Here is a 16,196-nt window from a genome sequence, read left to right on the forward strand (position 1 = left end):
AATTTATCCCATTTTTGCCCACATTTACCCACTTTTTGCCACTTAATTACACTATAGGAATTAGAATTGCTTCTTGTCAAGCATTAGCTGGGCGGGTTTGGATAAATGTGTTTTATAAGTACAAAACGAGCAGATGGACTATAAAAATTGGAGAATTAATTACCTAAAGGGTAATATTTTAGAAAGAGAGTTAGCCGATAAGCCGGGTTCTGTCGTGGACAGTCATTCATCTAGGATATACGTCACCATACACCTCAAGCGACCTACCCGAACCTAGCGTGGGCCACGCCTAATAGGTTCCTATTTGGTCTTGCTCCAAGTGGGGTTTGCCCTGCCATCACTGTTACCAATGATGCGGTGTGCTTTTACCACACCTTTTCACCCTTACCTATTTATAATCTCATCAGAGACAAAACTACGCTTAGGCGGTATATTTTCTGTGGCACTTTCCGTAGGCTTGCGCCTCCCAGGCATTACCTGGCACTTTGCCCGATGGAGCCCGGACTTTCCTCTGTAAAAAATACAGCGACTGTCTAGCCAACTCTACTTGGGCGCTAGCGTACTATTTTTTCACAGTATATTGCAATACAATTAAACAAGTTTCGCGAATAAAGATCATCATAAGAAAAACTTAACTCTTTTCTACCCGCTTGTCATTGCAAGCGCGTAAAATATATTAATTGTCATGGCGAGCACCGTAGGTGCGTGGCAATCCATGGATGGCCACGCTCATCACATTCGCTCGCCATGACGGTAATTTTTTTAGTTTTTACTTAATTTAACTCAATTTGCGGAACGACTGTAGAAAGTTTTATTGGGATAACGCAGGTTCAGAAAGAGGTCTAATGAAAAAATTGTATATCGGTTTAATGTCGGGTACGAGCATGGATGCAGTGGATGCTGCTTTAGTGGACTTTTCTAACGATCAACCGAAATTACTTGCTACCTATAAGTCCCCTTTGCCGAATACTCTGCGCGAAGAGCTAACCAAGCTTTACAGCATAGACTCTATCAACATCGTAAAATTTGCGGAACTCGATCAAAAAATAGCGTTAATTTCTGTGGATGCGGTAAAGAATTTATTAGCAGAAAGACAATATTCTGCAAAAGACATTTTGGCCATCGGTAGCCACGGCCAAACTGTTTTTCATTATCCACATCTTACCAATCATCCTTTTACGATTCAGATGGGTGATCCTAATATTATTGCCGAAAAAACCGGTATTACCACCATTGCGGATTTTCGCCGGCGCGATATCGCTGCCGGTGGTCAAGGAGCACCTCTCACACCTGCTTTCCACAACACTATTTTTCGCAACCAAAAAGAAGACACGATAGTATTAAATCTCGGTGGTATTGCCAATATCACTTACTTGGCCGCAGATTTAAAAACACCCGTTTTAGGTTTTGATACTGGGCCCGCTAATTGCCTACTCGATCAATGGATACACCATCATCTTAAGCGCTGGTTTGATGAAGCTGGCACTTGGGCAGCAAGTGCTAGCTTTGACCAAGCCTTATTAAAACAATTTTTATCGGATGCTTATTTTCAATTGCAGCCCCCCAAAAGTACTGGACCGGAGTACTTCAATTTTAAATGGGTACAGACTCAACTTGCTGCTCTAAACCGGCAGTTAGAACCTGCTGTAGTGCAAACAACGCTTTGCGAATTGATTGCAGTGAGTATTGCCAAAGCCATACAAGCTTTTAAAAGTACGCGTGGTGTCATTTTACTATGTGGCGGAGGCAGTAAAAATACTTATTTAAGAAAACGCATACAACATCATTGTCACTCACATCAAGTATTATTAACCGATGATCGTGGTGTATCCAGTGAATGGTTAGAAGCAATGGCCTTCGCCTGGATTGCAAAACAAACCTTAGAAGGAAAATGTAGTAATCTTCCTGAAGTAACGGGTGCTAAAAATCCAACAATACTCGGCGGTATATATCTCGCCCTTTCCGTCTAAATTTTAATTTTTTGTTCACCATAAAATATGCTACAATTGTATAAATATGAAACTTTTGTAGGTATTCTAATGGGTGTTCCAATAAGGATTGACGAATCTATATATAAAGCCGCCAAAAAGGTAGCACGTGCTGAGTGCCGTTCTATTCCCAATCAAATCGAGTTTTGGGCAAAAATAGGAAAATGCGCCCTAGAAAACCCTGATTTGCCAACCGAGTTCATCAAAGAAGTGTTAATCTCAAAACATACCGATCGATCACTGGCAGAACCTTTTAATTTTGATAATAACGATGACTAAGATTGTTATTACACAAATGCCTACTTTTAAAACTACCTATAAAAAGCTGCATTTGCGGGATAAATTACAGGTCAATGACGCGATAAAAGCTATCATTCAAAACCCAAGAATAGGCCAAGAAAAGAAAGGTGATTTAGCGGGAGTATTTGTTTACAAATTTAAAATGGAGCGACGTGAAATATTATTAGCTTATGAGTGGGATTTCAAACGTAGAATTTTGCTAGCTATGGGCTTCCATGAAAATTTTTATCGCGATTTAAAAAAATGCAGAAAATAAAGTTTTTAAGCGGCAAAAGAAGAACCACAACCACAAGTGGTTTTAGCATTCGGATTACGGATAATAAACTGTTCCCCGGTTAAATCAGATTTATAATCGATTTCTGCACCGACTAGGTAAACTAAGCTCATGGGATCCACTAGTAATTGAACTTTAATGATATTGTTATTTTGGTCTTTTCCACTTTCTTTAACTATCACGGTATCATCTTCATTGATAGTCTCATCGAAACTAAATCCATATTGAAAACCAGAACAACCACCGCCGGTAATAAAGACACGTAACTTTAATTGAAAATTCTCTTCCTCAGTAATCAACTCCCATATTTTGTTGGCCGCATTTTCAGTAATAATAATCGGCTGCATCTCTGCTAAAGGCAGCTCTGAAGCAGCTAAATTTTGCTGTGACGCTATTTCTGACATAAGAACCTACTACTGGGAATTTGAATAAAAATTATACATTATTCTGAGTCCTAAGCCTATACTCTATAGAGATAGTCGTTAGAAATAGCCGCAGCGCCAAAACACATCTTGGAGCTTAAAAGGAGAATTACGCTACGCCGTGTAATTGCCGACGTAACCGTCTAAAGTCCTTGGGGTTTAAACTATCCGGCAATAACACTAAAGAAATTTTGGTTTTTTTCTTGCCTAAGGAAGCAAAGTTTAATAGCACAAAATAACGCGTACAAACACTTTCATTGGCTAAATTGAACACACTTACTTCGCCAAGATTATTTCTTAATTGCCAACAGCCCGAACTTTGTTGCCAAAATTCAATGACAGAATGAGGATTATTTAGCAAGACATGTTGGCAGAAAAGCGTAACAAAACTCATTAAACAAGCTAAGCTTAACAATAATTTAGTCCACCAGGGCCAGGGCAAAAAACACAAACAAGCAATAGCTCCACCATGCACCACTAAGAGCAAAATCGCTAAATAATAAGAGGGTTTTAAACGATAAAAATTAGTGGCCACAACTTATCCGTTCTATTAAAGCCTGCATCGCTCCACTCTCATTAGACTGACGCTTAATCATATAGCAGTAAAGATCTTGGTCCGAGTAAGTTAATAATTCCTCAAATAACGCTTGATCGTCAGCACTTAAATATAGATAATTTTTATCTAAAAAAGCTTGCAAAATGAGATCTAATTCAAGCATGCCACGCCGGCATTGCCACTGCAAACGCCGTACTTTTTCTTGTAAATTCATCATAGCTAAGAAATTATCATCTCAGTCAAAAATCAAACTTTATTTCACTAGAATATCACGAATTTGCCGTTGGCTACTATCGCCCATAATGGCATAGCCTGCTGCATGAGGTAGCTTATCCTGATATATTTGCGAAAATTGGCCTAGATAATCCGGATTAAAAAAAATACTCTTCACACCTAAACTCGCTAAAGTCACATAATTGGCACGTATTCCTAAAGGCGTTTTCCTCAAAAAAAGTAATTCCAATTCTGAATAAAGAGGGTCTGAGTCTTGTAGGGTATTTTTGTTAGTTTTTTCAACTAAAGCAAAAATATCTCGGGTTTCAAGGATATCGTCGCGATGATCTTCAGCCGATTTCGTTGGATGAACGACTAAAAATCCAGAGTTTTCTGGTAAAAAAGTAGCATAATCTTTATTGCTTTTAATGCTTAGATCCAATACCAACGCTCGGGTTATTGCTCGGGATCCGATAAAAAACACTTCTTCACTCGGAAAAAAACGCGTCAATAAGATATAAGCCAGACTCGCGATAGCAATCAATAAAACCGCTATCAATACTTTCAAGCCAGTCATTTTGGTCATTTGCTTCCTGCCTTATCAAAAAGTAATATACTCACAGCAATTGGATTTTTTGAGAGTGACTCCGTGTAGTAAGCAACCGGAGTGTATGAGTATACATGAGGATTGCGAATTGAGCGGCAACACAGACAATGTTAAGTGCGAAAAGTATACGCATTGATAAATTATTTAGCGGGCCTATATCGTTCATCATGCTTGGCCAACACTTGTTTAGCTTGCATAATCCCTGCTTGATCTAAGCTCCCTTCAACAACCACAGACTGTCCTTCACGAAATAAATCCGGTAATACACCTTGATATTCAACTAGAACATTATGTGATGCGTCACTCACTACAAATGAAACTAACAATTGCTGTTCATTTTGCTTCACCGTGCCTTTTTTAACTTGGCCACCTAAACGAAAAGGCCGTCCCGGTGTTATGTGTCGTTCAGCCAGTTGCGTCGGTGTATAAAACAAATTAATATTTTGTTTTAAGGCGTACAAAGATAAAGCTATCACTAAGCCAGCTACCAATAACATCAACAAAACGAAATTTAAACGTTTTTTTTGCAGCGCATTCATTGCATTTTTCTATCCCTAATCCTACAGAAATTTCATGAACTGCATTCAACAATAATAAAAATACTATAAACAAACACCATCATGACCGAACCAATGTATAGATTGCCACGCACCTACAGTGCTCGCAATGACGATTACTATACGTGCTCGCGGACTATTAATATAAGGGCGGCAATGAAGATTAATCTGCTAGTCCTCGCAATGACGAGTAAACTTTTCCCAGAAAAGACTCACTAGTTATCATTGGCCCATTCATTGACTTGTAACGCTGCAAAAACTTCATTTAATTGTTGAGTGACACGTAAAAAAGTCGTACGTTTAGAAAGTTCTTTTAAACGCTGTGCACCCACATAAGTACAGGCAGAACGCAAGCCACCTAAAATATCAAGCACGGTATTTTCCACCTTACCGCGATAAGGGACGTTCACAGAACGACCTTCACTCGCACGATAAGCATTCATCTTGCCATGATGCTTATGCATCGCCTCACTTGAGCTCATTCCATAAAATCGCATAAAGCATTGGCCATTTTCCTCGACTGTTTCGCCAGCGCATTCCTCATGGCCAGCCAACATGCCTCCCAGCATAACAAAGTCCGCACCTGCCGCAAAAGCTTTCGCGACATCCCCCGGCGAAACGCAGCCACCATCGGCACACAGATGACCGCCTAAACCATGTACCGCATCAGCACATTCTATGATAGCGGACAATTGCGGATAACCAACACCGGTTTTCAAACGTGTGGTACAAACAGAACCCGGACCAATGCCTACTTTAACAATATCGGCTCCTGCTAATACCAATTCTTCAGCCATTTCAGCCGTCACTACATTACCGGCAATCAATGTCTTCTTAGGATATTTTTTTCGTAACGCACGGATACTATCAACAAAACGTTGCGTATAACCATTGGCAACATCAATGCAAATAAAAGGACTAGGCGCAATCTTAATAATTTTTGCCAGCATATCCGCATCTTCGGCTTTAATCCCGGTGGTTGGAAAACAATACGCGGTAAGCTTGGGATGTTGATTATAAAATTTCTTCCAGTCGCTTAAGCTTGCAAACTTATCTATCGCGGTAAGTAACTTATGTTTTGCTAAACTTTTCGCCATTGCAAAAGTTCCGGTATGATCCATATTTGAAGCAATAATAGGGATCCCTTTCCATGAGAGCTGTGAATGTTTAAATCTGTATTCGCGAGTTAAATCAACATCCGCACGCGTTTGCAAGGTGCTACGTTTCGGGCGAATTAATACATCCTTAAAATCTAATCTTATTTCTTGCTCGATACGCATAATAACCTCATCAATGGGATAGTTGTTCGCTGTATAACGACCTATAAATCTTACTCGCTTTAAAAGCGCCTATGTTATCATATCACCATGAAAAAACCCTTAGTTCTAGTCGATGGCACTTCTTATCTTTACCGCGCCTTTCATGCGCTTCCACCTTTAAGTAATTCGAAAGGAGAACCTACCGGTGCGGTCTATGGGGTGATTAATATGCTACGCAAATTAATTAAGGATACTAACCCAGAATATATGGTCGTGGTTTTCGATGCTAAAGGGAAAACCTTCCGTGAAGAATTATATACTGAATATAAAGCACATCGGCCTACGATGCCGGATGATTTGCAACTGCAAATAGAACCGTTGTATGCCATCGTGCGTAGTTTAGGCTTGCCACTCATCATCCATCCAGGCGTTGAAGCCGACGATGTGATAGGCACATTAGCTTCCAAAGCAGTACAACAACAACTACCGGTTTTAATTTCCACCGGCGATAAAGACTTTGCACAATTAGTCTGCGAACAGATTACCTTAGTAAACACCATGACCAACACCCGCCTAGACCAGCAAGGTGTTGTTGATAAATTTGGCGTCACTCCCGAACAAATAACTGATTATTTAAGTCTGATTGGCGATACGGTGGATAATGTCCCCGGAATTCCCAATGTAGGACCAAAAACTGCCGCAAAATGGCTTAACCAATATGGAAATCTCGAATCACTCATAATAAATGCGCATGAAATTAAAGGGAAAGTCGGAGAAAATCTTAAAGCACATCTCGATAAACTCCCCTTATCTCGTCAATTAGTCACGATTAAAAAAGATGTCGACTTCGAATTTGATTTGGAAAAATTTCGGCCTAAAACACCCGATACAGCGGCGTTAATGGAGTGGTATAAAAAATTAGAATTCAAAGGATGGGTACGAGAATTAGAAAAAAACCTCACTCCGGACAGCGAAGTTAGCGATAAAAATCTGCCCACATCCGCACCTTACACATTAATTCTCGACGAAAAGGCTTTTCAAAACTTCTTAACACAATTAACTGAAGCAAAGACCTGGGCATTCGATACCGAGACCACAAGTTTAGATGTCATGCAAGCAGAACTGGTAGGCCTGTCTTTTGCCATAAAAGGTGAAAAACCGGTTTATATTCCTGTAGCGCATGATTATGTTGGGGCCCCAAAACAATTAAATAGAAATTGGGTGCTGCAGCAGTTAAAACCTACGTTTGAAGATCCTAAGCAATTAAAAATAGGTCATAACTTAAAATATGATAGGGGTGTTCTCGCCAATTATGGAATACAACTGCAAGGAATTAGTTTTGATACCATGTTAGAGTCTTACCTATTGGATAGTGCAAGTAATTCACATAGTCTTGATAGCGCGGCAATAAAACATCTCGATCATAAAACCATACGCTTTGAAGAAATTGCGGGTAAAGGCGCTAAACAAAAAACCTTTAATCAAATCGATATTCAACAAGCCGGTCCTTATGCCGCCGAAGATGCCGATATTGCTTTACGCTTACACGAAGCACTTAAGCCGCAATTAAATGCGTTGCCAGGATTATCTAAAGTTTTCACGCACATCGAAATGCCATTAGTCCCAGTGCTTTCTCATATCGAACGTCATGGTGTATTAGTCGATGCAGAATTACTGCAAAAACAAAGTCGTTCTATTGCGAAACGTTTATTAAAACTCGAAGAACAAGCTTATCAATTAGCCGGTAAAAGCTTCAACTTAGCATCACCCAAACAACTGCAAACGGTGTTATTTATTGAGCAACGTCTCCCTATTTTAGAAAAAACACCCAAAGGCCAAGCATCCACCTCTGAAAGTGTTTTACAAGCGCTCGCCATAAAATTTCCCTTAGCAAAAGTCATCTTAAAACATCGCAGCCTCAGTAAATTAAAATCAACCTATACCGATAAACTTCCGCTACAAATTAATCCAAAAACCGGTCGCATCCACACTTCTTATCATCAAGCGGCGGTGGTTACCGGACGACTTTCCTCATCGGATCCTAATCTACAAAATATTCCTGCTCGGACTAAAGAAGGCCGAAAAATCCGTCAAGCGTTTATTGCGCCACCGGGTTATAAAATCCTTGCAGCGGATTATTCGCAGATTGAATTACGCATCGTAGCCCATGTTTCACAAGATCAAGGTTTACTGGACGCGTTTGCTAAAGGACTCGATATTCACCAAGCCACTGCGGCAGAAGTTTTAAATATCCCCTTGGATCAAGTCACACCTGATCAACGGCGTAGCGCTAAAGCGGTTAATTTCGGGCTCATTTATGGAATGTCTGCTTTTGGCTTAGCCAGACAATTAGGCATCTCGCGGGAAGAAGCTAAAAATTATATTGATCGTTATTTTACTCGCTACCCAGGCGTAAAAGAGTATATGGAACGCACACGACACCTAGCGCATGAACACGCTTATGTCACCACCTTATTTGGGCGGCGTTTGAATTTGGCTTACATTAACTCTAGTGACCCGATACAACGTCGATCCAGCGAACGTGCCGCCATCAATGCGCCTTTACAAGGTAGCGCAGCCGATATCATCAAAAAAGCGATGATCACTATTGACCATGCTTTAACGCAACATGGTCTTAAAGCACATATGATTATGCAAGTTCACGATGAACTGGTATTTGAAGTCGCCGATGTGGATCTTAACCCTGCAAAACAACTGATTGAAGACTTAATGGTCAATACCACACCACTGTCTGTTCCACTCCTGGTCGATATTCAGATAGGCTCGAATTGGGACAAAGCAATTTAATTGCTTTAATTTAAGATGCGCATTCGTATCTTAAATTACCATATATTACCCATTCGGTATTAAATTAACAGCTGCTAAAAAAAATCCAGATTGACTTTTTATCACTATTTTTTAGGTTGTTAGCCTATTTTTCTAGGCTCACGGATGGTTAGATTACAGACTTATATTCTCTCTGACTTCCTAGAGACTAGACAAAATCTTAACGTTCAGGGCTATGCCCTATGCATTTCCCATGCTAAACTTACTGCGCTTGGTTATAAGCTAAATAAATTTAAGGCCAAGGCTTTTTGAGATTATATTTATATTTAAAATTTGCATGGAGAAGCTAATTATGTCTAAAGGGCAACTACAAGATCCTTTTCTAAACGCATTGCGTAAAGATAAAGTTCCGGTTTCAATCTATCTTGTTAACGGGATTAAACTTCAGGGTTTAGTAGAATCATTTGATCAGTTCGTAGTGTTATTAAAAAACTCAGTTAGCCAAATGGTCTACAAACATGCTATTTCAACCGTCGTTCCAGCAAAGAATGTTAAATTAGCAAGTATTGATGAATGCGATGATCAACAAAATACTAATGTGCCAGTTGAGGAATTAGAAATCAGTAATGCTTGAACGTCCCCAAAGCGGTGAGCTAGCACTATTGGTTCATATTTATTTTAAAAAATATGAACCCGAAGAAATAGTAAAAGAATTTCAGGAGCTAGCTCTAGCAGCGGGCGCCCGCGCGATGACTCTCATCACTGGGCGACAGCGCAAAGCACAAGTAAAGTATTTCATTGGCTTGGGTAAACTTGAAGAAATTTACACTGCTGCAATTGCACATCGAGCACAATTAATTCTATTTAATCACGATTTAAGTCCCGCTCAAGAACGTAATTTAGAACAAAAATTACATTGTCGGGTATTAGGGCGTACTGGGTTAATTCTAGATATTTTCGCGCAACGTGCACGTACCTTTGAAGGGAAATTGCAGGTTAAACTTGCGCAACTAGAACATCTTTCCACGCGGCTCATCCGTGGTTGGACGCACTTGGAAAGGCAACGCGGTGGTATTGGCTTACGCGGTCCCGGTGAAACGCAATTAGAAACCGATAAGCGTTTGATTCGACAACAAATAAAAATTATAAAAAAACGTTTAGAAAAAGTTCGCGCACAACGTGCGCAAAGCCAACGTGCAAGAAGAAAGTCTCGTTTAGCACATATTTCGCTAGTCGGATACACGAATACCGGGAAATCCACGTTATTTAATCGTTTGACTAAAGCCACGGTTTTTGTCGCTAATCAACCTTTTGCCACATTAGATCCCAATATACGTCGACTGCCTCTTAACGACGGACAAATCGCTATTTTGGCCGATACGGTAGGTTTTATACGCCACTTGCCTCACCACCTCGTCGTGGCTTTTCGAGCGACTTTAGAAGAAACACAACAAGCCGATCTACTATTACATGTAGTGGATGCTACGAATAATGATAAAAATGAATGTAATCTAGCGGTAAATAATGTTTTAAAACAAATACATACCGATCACATTACGCAATTGCTGGTGGTCAATAAAATTGATTTACTAGACGATACGCCGCCTCGTTTAGAACGCAATGCGGTAGGCCTACCTATTAAAGTTTGGATATCCGCTCAATCGGGTATAGGTATCGATTTATTACGACAGGCAATCATCGAATGTCTGGCTTATCAAGCGGATAGCGAAAAATCTTATCTGCCAAACCATCATACACAAGCTAGTCTATTTGACCCCGCTTCATCTGATCATAACGACGCGGTGATGAATTAATAGTTGCGAGAATGGCTCAGCATGCCTAAAATGCTCTCCTCAGCAGGCAAGTTACATAAAAAATACCGTCTAAGCTATTTGACAGCTAGCTACTAAAAAGCGGTAAACTGTATTGTAAAGTATAGAAGGCTAACAATTGGAGCATATTATGCCCTGGAACGAACCGGGTGATCCCAGTAAAAACAAAGATCCGTGGACAGGACGACCCAAACAGACTCCTCCCGATCTTGAAGCGTTTCTACGTGATTTAGTAAAGAAGATCGTCGCTTTATTTAAGCTAAGAATTTTGAATAAGAAGTCGGCGCTCGCTCGTCCTTTCCCTTTCTTACCCACAAAACTTAATGCCAAGTCACTTAGTCTGATTTCGATCGTCTGCTTACTTGCATGGCTTGCGCTCGGCTTTTTCAAAGTCAATATGGGTGAATCAGCCGTTATTACTCGCCTTGGAGCCTATAGCACAACACTAGGTTCAGGCTATCATTGGATCCTTAAACCTTTCCAACATTACACAATAGTAAATTCCGGCAAATTAGCTAAACTTTCCACTCAGGTTAAATTATTAACGCAAGATGAAAACAAAATTGCTGTAGACGTCGATATTGATTATTCTATCGCTAATCCGCGCAACTACCTTTTTGCCACCGCTCAGCCTTTACTCAGCGTTCAAGAGACCTTACACAATGTAGTAAATCAGGTCCTCAGTCAGTTTACATTAAAGCAACTGCTCAGCACTTCAAATTTCTCGCTCGCAGAACGCTTACAAAAACAGTTGGATACTTTAACAATACAACAACAAACCGGCTTAGCTATCAAAAATATTGAGTTGGGACCTATCCAAATTCCAGAGCAACTGCATGCTTCTTTTACTGATGTTGCTAATGCCAAAAATGATAAGCAACAACTAGAAAAGCTAGCCAATGTTTATGCCATCCAAGTGGAACCACGCGCTCGAGCGCTGGCACAACGACTTATAACGGATGCCAAAGCTTATCAACAAGAAGTCGTATTAAAAGCTAAAACCGATATCATTCGCTTTTTAGCCTTACTACCGGCTTATGAAGCTGCTCCTGCATTGACGCGAAAACGGCTTTATTTAAGCGCTTTGCAAACGATGATGGCACATAGCAATAAGCTGGTTGTAGCCAATAATGCGAATACTAATTTTTCATTAACCTTAGACCAACTCCAAACCGCATCGCCAGTAAACGCCAAGATAGAAAAAGCCCCTACTTCGACTAGCAACGATAAAACATCAAGTATTGATAACGAATCGAATAATAAAACAAATAATACTATCCCCAGTAGTTACAATATTTCCGGAGGATATGAATGATCATTCTAAGAAAAAAAATTCATTTACTCTTAGGTTTTTTAATCTGTTTATTATTTATTCTTTACCAAAGCACTACTATCGTGCCCGAAGGTCATAGCGGCTTGCTGTTATCTGCAGAAAAATTAACCACCTATGCGCAAGAACAAGATTTGGTTCTAAAACCTGGCTTACATTTTAAAATTCCTTTTTTGATGCGTCCGATATTGCTGGATAATCGCTTGCAAACACTGTTCTTTAGTGAGGTCAGTGATACTAATAATTCACCCGATAAACCCATTAACATCGATTATTATGCGAATTGGCGCATCAGTGATCCTGTGCGTTACTACGAACAAACTAAAAATAATTTGCAGCAAATTAAATTATTAGTTAGCCAACAGATAAACACTTTATTTAATGATAAAGATCCGCATCGATCCTTTAGCCAACTCATCCTACATGGATCACCTACGCAAATAGATAGCATTTTGTCTACTATTAATAAACAACTTAAAACCGCCGGAATTAAACTTATCGGTATTGGTTTTAAGCAATTACATCTCTCTAGTGATGCTAATACACGATTATTAAACAGTATGAGTAGTGAACAAGAAAATATTGCCATTGCCCAACGCGCCGAAGGTAAAGCCAACGCCGAATTGATTCGTGCCAACGCCGATAATTCAGTCAGTTTAATTTTAGCTAAGGCAAAAGAGGAAGCTGCAAAGATTCGTGCACGAGGCGACGCCGAAGCCGCAAAAATATATAATCAAGCCTATAATAAAAATCCAGAATTTGCGGCTTTTTATCTCAATCTAGAAGCCTATCAACAAGGATTTAACCAATCCTCAACGAATAATTTTTTGTTATTAAATACAAAAGATGCACACTTAAAATTAGAAAAAATTCACTCGCATAAAAGCCAGCTTAAATTAACCCACCAAATATTATGACAAAAACCATCATCATTATTGGATGCCAATGGGGCGACGAAGGCAAAGGGAAAATTGTTGACTTACTCACGCAGCACGTTAAAGCCGTAGTACGCTTTCAAGGCGGACATAATGCCGGACATACTTTGGTTATCCAAGGTAAAAAAACGATTTTACGGTTAATCCCCTCTGGAATTTTACATGCCGGTGTAGAATGTTTAATTGGAAATGGCGTAGTCATTTCGCCAGAAGCCCTGATCAAAGAAATGGATGAACTAGAACAGCAAGGTGTCCCAGCACGACTACGCCTGAAGCTCAGCGCGACCTGTCCTATTATTCTACCGACACATATTGCACTCGATGAAGCGCGCGAAAAGAGTGGAAAAAATGCCATCGGCACCACCAAACGCGGCATAGGACCTGCTTATGAAGATAAAGTAGCGCGACGCGGTTTACGACTGTGTGATTTTTTTAATCCACAACAATTCGCTGAAAAATTAAAAACCTTATTCCATTATCATAATTTTATACTCGAACATTATTATCAAGCACCCACCATCGACTACGAAAAAACCTGTGCACATTTATTAACATTAGGCAAACAATTAGTTCCGTTAATTACTGATGTCCCTGCACTTTTAGCAAGCTATCACCAAGAAAAAAAACCTTTATTATTTGAAGGAGCGCAAGGTACCTTTTTAGATATCGATCAAGGGACTTATCCCTATGTCACCTCATCGAATACCATAGCCGGCTCTGCAGCCACCGGTAGCGGTTTAGGCATACGTTGCTTCGATTATGTGTTAGGCGTCAGCAAAGCGTATAGCACACGTGTCGGTAACGGCGTTTTTCCAACGGAGTTACTCGACCAAGACGGCGATAATCTCAGAGACCGCGGTAACGAATACGGAAGTGTTACTAAACGTCCAAGGCGTTGTGGGTGGTTAGATACGGTGTTATTGCGCCGCGCAGTCCAATTAAATAGCGTCTCCGCTTTATGTCTAACCAAATTGGATGTATTAGATACGCTGCCAACTATTAAAATTTGCACGGCTTATCGATTAGGAACGCAGGTATTAACCGACTTACCATTAAATCCAGAAGATCTCAGCCAATGTATCCCGATGTACGAAGAACTCCCTGGTTGGCAAACACCGACGACGCCGATAAAAGAATTGGCCAAATTACCGAAAAATGCGCAAGCGTATTTGCATCGGATTGAAGAGTTGGTGGGCATACCGATAGTGATTATTTCTACCGGTGCCGACAGAGATGAAACGATAGTTTTAGAGAAGATTGTTTAACCACAAATCGAAGTATCTTTCAATTCAGCTTTTACTTCTATTACTTCAGATTTGGGATGCATACCTATCAACATATTTTCACGTAGTTCTTCTCTAGGAAGTAATGGAGATAGATCTTCTAAAGGAGGAGAGATGATAGAGCCATCTTTTTGCAAAGCTAAAGATAATTTAGGACTAAATAATTGTTCGGGATGTGTAAATACTTCACAAATAACGGGTCCAGATAAATTTTTTATTTTTGGAATTTCCGATTCTACATCCTCCCAGCTGCGAATAACAAACGATGGTATATTAAATGCTCGCGCTAAAGCAGAAAAGTCCGGGCAGCTGACACCCGATTGTTTATTAGTCCCTGCATACCTCCCAGAAAATAATGCTTTTTGTGTATGTTTAATCATAAGATAACCATCATTATTAAACACAAATATTTTTATCGGTAAATTGTGATGCGCTATGGTTTGTAATTCTTGCAAATTAAGCATCATTCCGCCATCACAGTTCAAACAAATTATTTCAGCATTTTTATTGGCAAATGCTGCGCCTACTGCGGCAGGAAGTGCGTAACCCATTTCACCCAAACCCGTCGAGGTAATTAAACGTTGGCCTTTTTTAATCGATAATATTTGATGCGTGCTTAATAACGCAGTACCCATATCGGTGACTATAATCTGGTTATTTGTAAAATAACCAGATAGTTTATGGATAAAAGTATAAGAATTGATATAACCATCACGATCAAAATATTCATGATTTAAAATGGGATATTTATTTCGATAATTATTACATTGTTCTAACCAAAACTTTGGTTTCTGTTTGGAAATAGAATTTGATTCTCTAATAGCCAACATGGCTTGCATAAAATCTTTCGCATCTGCGTGTATAGGTATGGATATTTTATCTGCATATTTCTGGGTCTCAGCTAAATCAATATCCACCAAAGCTAATTTTGCTGTTCTAATAAACTCATGCAAATCATAGCCAATTTGAGGAATGGCTAAGCGCGTTCCCACTGCCAAAAGAAAATCGCAATTTTGTAAAATAAAATTAGCGGCTCGTTGACCATAGACACCCGCTCTGCCAAAAACTAAAGGGTGATCGGATGAAATAATGTCAATACCAGCCCAGGAAATTAACACTGGGCATTGTAAAAAATTGATAAAAGGTTCAACGAGATCAACTGCATCGGCTAAGCGAATACCATGGCCTAACCAAATAACTGGTCGTTGCGCTTTGGTTAATTCATTCCATACGCAATTTGCTAGCTGATACAGCTCAGTTATTTTTAAAGCATTCTCAGAAGAAGGTTTTGATAGTTGTGCTTGCATAGGTTGAGACGATTCAAACTCTTGTAACTGCAAAGCTTGAATATTCATTGGAAAATCGACCCAACAAGGTCCAGGCTTAGCATTTAATGCATGATAATAGGCAGTTTCTAAAGCTAATAATGCTTGATTTGGACTTAAAACCCTTGTTGCATATTTAGTTACTCTACTCACCATAGCAACAGAGTCGTAACCCTGGACGCCCCAAATTCTTAACGGATTATCTTCCAGAGTATATTTAGAATTTTCGTTTCCAGAAATCACTAAGCAAGGAATAGAGTCCATCCAGGCACTCACCACTCCGGTAACTGCATTGGTCGATCCTGCGCCGGTGGTAACAATCGCAGCGGATAAACCACCACAAATGCGATAGTATGCTTGCGCCGCCATACAAGCGGCTTGTTCATGATGAACGCATATTATCGTTGTAAATCCTTTCAATTTTATTGAGTCGAATAGCTGCGCATTTCCGGCCCCAATAATACCAAATACATAGCGTATGCCTTTTTCTGCTAAAAAATTGGCGATAAGTTCACTTACTTTCATAAA

General features: G+C 39.8%; 16 protein-coding genes and 1 other RNA gene. 9 read left to right on the forward strand and 8 right to left on the reverse strand.

The window, feature by feature from the left end; all coding sequences use genetic code 11:
- Positions 1 to 182: 182 nt before the first annotated feature.
- Positions 183 to 545, reverse strand: an RNA gene (gene rnpB / locus AAHF87_RS02400) — RNase P RNA component class A.
- Between the two features lie 300 nt (positions 546 to 845).
- Between rnpB and AAHF87_RS02405 the strand changes: the two genes are divergently transcribed.
- The 3 genes from AAHF87_RS02405 to AAHF87_RS02415 all read left to right on the forward strand — a co-directional run bounded on the left by AAHF87_RS02405 (position 846) and on the right by AAHF87_RS02415 (position 2,544).
- A complete protein-coding gene (locus AAHF87_RS02405; RefSeq protein ID WP_342146767.1) occupies positions 846 to 1,970 on the forward strand; it encodes an anhydro-N-acetylmuramic acid kinase in 1,125 nt (374 codons plus the stop codon).
- A 69-nt stretch (positions 1,971 to 2,039) separates the two neighbouring features.
- Positions 2,040 to 2,267, forward strand: a complete 228-nt coding sequence (locus AAHF87_RS02410; RefSeq protein WP_342146769.1) for a TA system antitoxin ParD family protein — start codon at positions 2,040 to 2,042, stop codon at positions 2,265 to 2,267.
- Positions 2,260 to 2,544 (forward strand): type II toxin-antitoxin system RelE/ParE family toxin, encoded by a 285-nt coding sequence (locus AAHF87_RS02415; protein ID WP_342146771.1) that lies wholly within the window; start codon positions 2,260 to 2,262, stop codon positions 2,542 to 2,544. The genes AAHF87_RS02410 and AAHF87_RS02415 overlap by 8 nt, the downstream gene beginning before the upstream one ends.
- Positions 2,545 to 2,549: 5 nt before the next feature.
- Here the strand turns inward: AAHF87_RS02415 and erpA are convergent, their stop codons facing one another.
- The 6 genes from erpA to AAHF87_RS02445 all read right to left on the reverse strand — a co-directional run bounded on the left by erpA (position 2,550) and on the right by AAHF87_RS02445 (position 6,197).
- Positions 2,550 to 2,909: an iron-sulfur cluster insertion protein ErpA gene (gene erpA / locus AAHF87_RS02420; RefSeq protein WP_342147863.1), complete on the reverse strand. Its 360-nt coding sequence runs from the start codon at positions 2,907 to 2,909 to the stop codon at positions 2,550 to 2,552.
- Between the two features lie 184 nt (positions 2,910 to 3,093).
- Entirely contained in the window at positions 3,094 to 3,519 is a 426-nt protein-coding gene (locus tag AAHF87_RS02425; RefSeq protein ID WP_342146772.1) for a protein YgfX, read from the reverse strand.
- The gene (locus AAHF87_RS02430) at positions 3,509 to 3,757 is read right to left on the reverse strand and encodes a succinate dehydrogenase assembly factor 2 (protein WP_342146773.1); all 249 of its coding nucleotides are present in this window, start codon (positions 3,755 to 3,757) and stop codon (positions 3,509 to 3,511) included. The genes AAHF87_RS02425 and AAHF87_RS02430 overlap by 11 nt, the downstream gene beginning before the upstream one ends.
- 36 nt (positions 3,758 to 3,793) lie before the next feature.
- Positions 3,794 to 4,339 carry a hypothetical protein gene (locus AAHF87_RS02435; protein WP_342146774.1) on the reverse strand — a complete coding sequence of 182 codons (546 nt, stop codon included), beginning with the start codon at positions 4,337 to 4,339 and terminating at the stop codon, positions 3,794 to 3,796.
- 161 nt (positions 4,340 to 4,500) lie between these two features.
- Complete coding sequence (gene ccmE / locus AAHF87_RS02440; RefSeq protein ID WP_342146776.1) at positions 4,501 to 4,899, reverse strand: cytochrome c maturation protein CcmE; 399 nt, start codon at positions 4,897 to 4,899, stop codon at positions 4,501 to 4,503.
- Between the two features lie 233 nt (positions 4,900 to 5,132).
- Entirely contained in the window at positions 5,133 to 6,197 is a 1,065-nt protein-coding gene (locus AAHF87_RS02445; protein WP_342146777.1) for a GMP reductase, read from the reverse strand.
- A gap of 87 nt (positions 6,198 to 6,284) precedes the next feature.
- Between AAHF87_RS02445 and polA the strand changes: the two genes are divergently transcribed.
- The 6 genes from polA to AAHF87_RS02475 all read left to right on the forward strand — a co-directional run bounded on the left by polA (position 6,285) and on the right by AAHF87_RS02475 (position 14,325).
- On the forward strand, positions 6,285 to 8,984 hold the full coding sequence (gene polA, locus AAHF87_RS02450) for a DNA polymerase I (protein WP_342146778.1): 2,700 nt from the start codon (positions 6,285 to 6,287) through the stop codon (positions 8,982 to 8,984).
- A gap of 331 nt (positions 8,985 to 9,315) precedes the next feature.
- Positions 9,316 to 9,597 (forward strand): RNA chaperone Hfq, encoded by a 282-nt coding sequence (gene hfq, locus AAHF87_RS02455; protein WP_342146779.1) that lies wholly within the window; start codon positions 9,316 to 9,318, stop codon positions 9,595 to 9,597.
- Entirely contained in the window at positions 9,590 to 10,777 is a 1,188-nt protein-coding gene (gene hflX / locus AAHF87_RS02460) for a ribosome rescue GTPase HflX (protein WP_342146781.1), read from the forward strand. The genes hfq and hflX overlap by 8 nt, the downstream gene beginning before the upstream one ends.
- A 148-nt stretch (positions 10,778 to 10,925) precedes the next feature.
- Positions 10,926 to 12,110, forward strand: a complete 1,185-nt coding sequence (hflK, locus tag AAHF87_RS02465; RefSeq protein ID WP_342146783.1) for an FtsH protease activity modulator HflK — start codon at positions 10,926 to 10,928, stop codon at positions 12,108 to 12,110.
- A complete protein-coding gene (locus AAHF87_RS02470) occupies positions 12,107 to 13,042 on the forward strand; it encodes a protease modulator HflC (RefSeq protein ID WP_342146785.1) in 936 nt (311 codons plus the stop codon). Before hflK ends, AAHF87_RS02470 begins: the two co-directional genes overlap by 4 nt.
- Positions 13,039 to 14,325, forward strand: a complete 1,287-nt coding sequence (locus AAHF87_RS02475) for an adenylosuccinate synthase (RefSeq protein WP_342146786.1) — start codon at positions 13,039 to 13,041, stop codon at positions 14,323 to 14,325. The genes AAHF87_RS02470 and AAHF87_RS02475 overlap by 4 nt, the downstream gene beginning before the upstream one ends.
- Here the strand turns inward: AAHF87_RS02475 and AAHF87_RS02480 are convergent.
- On the reverse strand, positions 14,322 to 16,193 hold the full coding sequence (locus tag AAHF87_RS02480) for a thiamine pyrophosphate-binding protein (RefSeq protein ID WP_342146787.1): 1,872 nt from the start codon (positions 16,191 to 16,193) through the stop codon (positions 14,322 to 14,324). The two genes, AAHF87_RS02475 and AAHF87_RS02480, sit on opposite strands and share 4 nt — an antisense overlap.
- Positions 16,194 to 16,196 lie beyond the last annotated feature (3 nt).

Origin of the sequence: Rickettsiella endosymbiont of Aleochara curtula, assembly GCF_964030935.1 — a bacterium.
Lineage (GTDB): Bacteria > Pseudomonadota > Gammaproteobacteria > Diplorickettsiales > Diplorickettsiaceae > Aquirickettsiella.

Coding starts and splice junctions, on each gene's coding strand:
- AAHF87_RS02405 (WP_342146767.1), top strand. CDS start 846: ATGAAAAAATTGTATATCGGTTTAATGTCGGGTACGAGCATGGATGCA.
- AAHF87_RS02410 (WP_342146769.1), top strand. CDS start 2,040: ATGGGTGTTCCAATAAGGATTGACGAATCTATATATAAAGCCGCCAAA.
- AAHF87_RS02415 (WP_342146771.1), top strand. CDS start 2,260: ATGACTAAGATTGTTATTACACAAATGCCTACTTTTAAAACTACCTAT.
- erpA (WP_342147863.1), bottom strand. CDS start 2,909: ATGCAGCCGATTATTATTACTGAAAATGCGGCCAACAAAATATGGGAG.
- AAHF87_RS02430 (WP_342146773.1), bottom strand. CDS start 3,757: ATGATGAATTTACAAGAAAAAGTACGGCGTTTGCAGTGGCAATGCCGG.
- AAHF87_RS02435 (WP_342146774.1), bottom strand. CDS start 4,339: ATGACCAAAATGACTGGCTTGAAAGTATTGATAGCGGTTTTATTGATT.
- ccmE (WP_342146776.1), bottom strand. CDS start 4,899: ATGAATGCGCTGCAAAAAAAACGTTTAAATTTCGTTTTGTTGATGTTA.
- AAHF87_RS02445 (WP_342146777.1), bottom strand. CDS start 6,197: ATGCGTATCGAGCAAGAAATAAGATTAGATTTTAAGGATGTATTAATT.
- polA (WP_342146778.1), top strand. CDS start 6,285: ATGAAAAAACCCTTAGTTCTAGTCGATGGCACTTCTTATCTTTACCGC.
- hfq (WP_342146779.1), top strand. CDS start 9,316: ATGTCTAAAGGGCAACTACAAGATCCTTTTCTAAACGCATTGCGTAAA.
- hflX (WP_342146781.1), top strand. CDS start 9,590: ATGCTTGAACGTCCCCAAAGCGGTGAGCTAGCACTATTGGTTCATATT.
- hflK (WP_342146783.1), top strand. CDS start 10,926: ATGCCCTGGAACGAACCGGGTGATCCCAGTAAAAACAAAGATCCGTGG.
- AAHF87_RS02470 (WP_342146785.1), top strand. CDS start 12,107: ATGATCATTCTAAGAAAAAAAATTCATTTACTCTTAGGTTTTTTAATC.
- AAHF87_RS02475 (WP_342146786.1), top strand. CDS start 13,039: ATGACAAAAACCATCATCATTATTGGATGCCAATGGGGCGACGAAGGC.
- AAHF87_RS02480 (WP_342146787.1), bottom strand. CDS start 16,193: ATGAAAGTAAGTGAACTTATCGCCAATTTTTTAGCAGAAAAAGGCATA.